The following is a 3,630-nucleotide window of genomic DNA, read 5'->3' as shown; positions in this document are numbered from 1 at the left end:
TGGCCGCCCTGACCATCTGGGCCYGCAACGGCCGCCAGTTACACCTGCTGGCCCTGCAGTACGACGACGTTGTGCGCCGACACCCTCGCTTCGTCCGCTGGCGCCGTGACTTCGCGCATTGCGTGACGGCTCGGGCCGTCGAGCCGGAACTCAGACTCGAAGCAGCGCCGGCGAGCTTGCTGCTGGCTGTCGGGGCCGAGTCGACCTTGAGCCTGCGGCTTTTCGACCGTCATCTATGGCGCGGCGAATTGAGCCTGGATCCGGCCGAGCGCCTGCGCGGCCTTGAATGGTTTGATGCCCTCGCACAACGCTCCAGCGACTCATTTGCGCCCACGACTTTGGGGCTCTGAGTGTTTGTGACGTGCAAACCCCTATAATCACGGGCTAGGCGAGGGAAGCGCTCGAGGTTTTCCGCGTCTTGTTCTGTCGGGGTCGGCCGTTAGTGTGCAAAAAGCACTGGCGCACGACCCCAAAATTATGGTGTGCACCGTCGTTTAAACGTTTGAGGACAAGTATGAATAAGTCGATCCTGTTGGCTTCCCTGCTGGCTGCTGCTGCTCTGACCGCTTGCAGCAAGAAGGAAGAACCCAAGGTTGAGGCCCCCGCGGTCGTGACCCCGGCTCCCGCCGCTTCTGAAGCTGCCTCGGCTGTTGCCGAAGCTGCCTCGGCTGCTGCCAGCGCTGTTGTCGACGCTGCTGCGTCCGCTGCTTCGAAGTAATCGCTTCGTCCCCACGGAAAGAGCCGTCGCTGCGCAAGCAGCGGCGGCTCTTTTCTTTTTCGCGACGCTTTGACAGGTGTTGCGAGCGCGATTACAAAACTTTGCCTGATGCGGTCGCGCCGCCCGGCTCAGTTCAGCACCACCCAGTCCAAACCCAGGGTTGGATGGGCAATGCGAATATCTGATTCCACCTCGCCGAGAATTTCGGCCAACGCGGCGCGCGCCAGTTCGGGCGTGTTGTTGTGTTCGCTGAGATGGGCGGCAGCCACGGTCTTTAAACCGGTATGCAGGCAGCGAGCCAGCAGATCGGCCGCCGCGGCATTCGACAGATGGCCGTGGCTGCCCAGAATGCGCTTTTTCAACGCCGGGTGATACGGCCCGGTGCGCAGCATGCCCTCGTCGTGGTTGCATTCCAGCAGCAGCGCCTGGCAGCCAGCCAGCGCTTCGGCCACGCTTGCTGGTGCGCAGCCCAGGTCGGTGACAAGCCCCAGGCGCAGCGCGCCGTCGTTCAGCACCAGTTGCAGCGGCTCATTGGCGTCATGGGGCACCGTGAACGGCCGCAACGCCATATCGCCCAGTTCCATGGCCTCGCCGCCCCTGGCGATGCGCAGCAAAGCGGGATCGAAGTCGGCGCTGCCAACCGCCCGCCAGGTGCCACGGCTCATGACCAGCGGGATGCGGTAGCGCATCGCGAAGGCGAGTGCGCAACCGATGTGGTCGCCGTGCTCGTGAGTGATGAAGACGGCGTCGACATCCTCGGGCGCGCTGCCGGCGCGGGCGAGGCGTTTGACGAGTTCGCGGACGCTGAAGCCGGCATCGACKAGCAACCGCGTGCTCGTGATGCCCTGGCTGGCCTCAATCAGGGTTGAGTTGCCTCCGCTGCCGCTGCCGAGGCTGCAAAAGCGCATCACGCGAACGCTCCTGTGAGCATTGCAGCGGGAAACGGGCGGTTCATCGAGGCAACCTGATCTTCACCGAGTGGCTCCAGCAGATCCGGCTTTGCCGGGCTGCTTGGAGCGCCCCTTGGAGGGGCCGGCGAAGCCGGTAGGGGTGGTCTTATTTCAGGTCGTCCATCAGCAACGACAGAATGCGCTTGGCGTTGTCGTCGGAAATGGCCTGACCGCGGTCGTCCAGCACACGCACCGTGCTCTTGACACCGTCTGCCTTGACCGAAACGCGATAGCGCATCGGCGCGGCAGCCTTGGCGCCGAACAGGCGCTGGAAGAAGTTGGGTTCGTCCTTGCCAGCCTGCTCGGGGTCGGCGTAGCGCAGATAGAAGAGGCCAGCAGCGCGGTCACGGTCCTCGATGGTGAAGCCATGACGGTCCAGCGACAGGCCGACACGGCGCCAGGCGCGGTCGAACCCATCATTGACGGCAAGGCTGTCAGGCACTTCGGACAGCGGGCGGCGGGCGCGTGGGGCGTCGCCGCCGACCTTGATCGTGCTCGGCGTCGTGGCTGCGGCGGGCGAGCCCGCTTCGGCGACGATGGYCTTGGCAGCGTCTTCCTTGCCGCCGAGCTTGAGCATCAGGCGCGACAGCATCTCGGCTTCGAGATACGGGTCGGCCGGGCGGTTCTGCCAGGCGGTCGAATCACGGCCTTGGGAGGTGTAGATCTCCTGCATGCCGCGGTGGCTGATGAAGATGTCGGTGCCGCTTGTGCCTCGTTCGACACGGGTGCGGTACATGTCGCGCTCGCCGGTGGAGTACAGGCCGTCGAAGACCTTGCCGATGGTGGAGCGGATGAAGTCCTGCGGCAGCTTGGCGCGGTTCTCGCCCCAGTTGGTCTCCATGACACCGACCTCGGGCTGCTCCTTGACGACTTCAAGGCCGCGTTCCTGCCAGAAGGTGCGGATCTGCGGCCAGAGCTGCTCGGGCGAAGCCGAGGTGTGCAGCCAGCGCTCGGCGCCGCTGCGCTCGAGGCGAACATCGCCAACCGCATTGGCGGCGACGCTGCCGGAGACCAGCGACTGGGCGTTGGTCGAATTCGCGGGCTTGACCGCCGACAACGCCGAGGCGGTGATGGAGCCGCCCTGCACTTGAGCGCGGTTGTCCTTGGCCARCTGGGTCAGGTCGGGCGGGACGTCCAGACCCTGGGTCTGGCGCGAAGCGGCGCGGTAGTCGACCTTGTCCGTCGAGAACATGCTGTCGATGGTGCTGCAGCCGGCGAGGGACAGGACAAAGGCCGTGCAGGCCAGACGGGTCGCCGACGGGCGAAGCGAGCAAATCGGGGAAAGGGACGTCACGCTGGAGATCTCCGAGGGAACTGGTTGCCCGCTTGAAACGGGCAGCCGCGCATTAGACCAGAGGCTCAGAGYAGTCCGGCTTCAACCATTGCCTGGCCGACGCTGGCCTGGCCGGCAGCCGTCAGCGGCGTGATTGGCAGGCGCAGCGCACCGCCGCAGCGGCCCAGGCGCGACAGCGCCCACTTCGCCGGGCCGGGGCTGGGCTCGCAGAACAGCTGCTTGTGCAGACCGAGCAGCTTGAAATGGACCTTGCGCGCCTCGACGGCGTTGCCGTCGATGGCCAGGCGGCAAAGTTCAGCCATCAACTCCGGCGCGACATTGGCCGTCACGCTGACGTTGCCGTGGCCGCCGAGCAGCATCAGCGCGACCGCCGTGCCGTCGTCGCCCGAGTAGACGTGGAAGCCCGCCGGGGCGTGCTTGATCAGATAKGCCGCGCGCTCAATATTGCCGGAGGCTTCCTTGACGCCGAAGACGCCGGGCAGGCTGGCGCAACGCAGCGTCGTCTCAGGGGCCATATCGGCCACCGTCCGGCCAGGCACGTTGTAGAGCATCATGGGGATGTCCACGGCCTCGGCGATGGCCTTGAAGTGCTGGTAGATGCCTTCCTGCGAGGGCTTGTTGTAGTAGGGCACGACCGACAGCGTGCAGTCCGCGCCGACCTCCTTGGC

4 protein-coding genes and 1 pseudogene are annotated in these 3,630 nt (G+C 65.6%); 2 read left to right on the top strand and 3 right to left on the bottom strand.

The features are described from left to right. Both AC1DU6_RS23595 and AC1DU6_RS23590 read left to right on the top strand, forming a co-directional pair. Nucleotides 1-350: pseudogene (locus AC1DU6_RS23595) on the top strand (hypothetical protein); the annotation flags it as partial. 164 nt (nt 351-514) lie between these two features. Beyond that, the gene (locus tag AC1DU6_RS23590) at nt 515-718 is read left to right on the top strand and encodes a hypothetical protein (RefSeq protein WP_082532587.1); all 204 of its coding nucleotides are present in this window, start codon (nt 515-517) and stop codon (nt 716-718) included. A 128-nt stretch (nt 719-846) separates the two neighbouring features. Here AC1DU6_RS23590 and AC1DU6_RS23585 read toward each other — a convergent pair whose 3' ends face one another. From AC1DU6_RS23585 to dapA, 3 genes are all read right to left on the bottom strand, one after another. Then, entirely contained in the window at nt 847-1,626 is a 780-nt protein-coding gene (locus AC1DU6_RS23585) for an MBL fold metallo-hydrolase (RefSeq protein WP_056196117.1), read from the bottom strand. A 148-nt stretch (nt 1,627-1,774) separates the two neighbouring features. Further along, nucleotides 1,775-2,962 carry an outer membrane protein assembly factor BamC gene (bamC, locus tag AC1DU6_RS23580; protein WP_477860013.1) on the bottom strand — a complete coding sequence of 396 codons (1,188 nt, stop codon included), beginning with the start codon at nt 2,960-2,962 and terminating at the stop codon, nt 1,775-1,777. A gap of 65 nt (nt 2,963-3,027) precedes the next feature. After that, nucleotides 3,028-3,630, bottom strand: a 603-nt coding sequence (gene dapA, locus AC1DU6_RS23575) for a 4-hydroxy-tetrahydrodipicolinate synthase (RefSeq protein ID WP_477860011.1), incomplete at its 5' end; no start/stop codon positions are given.

The sequence above is a fragment of the Roseateles sp. P5_B10 genome, assembly GCF_056400485.1.
The sequence above is the reverse complement of the archived record's forward strand: the minus strand, read 5'-3'. Positions and strand labels throughout refer to the sequence as shown.

What these genes read in the sequence shown, in the direction of transcription:
- AC1DU6_RS23590 (WP_082532587.1), top strand. Translation starts at nt 515, where the DNA reads ATGAATAAGTCGATCCTGTTGGCTTCCCTGCTGGCTGCTGCTGCTCTG.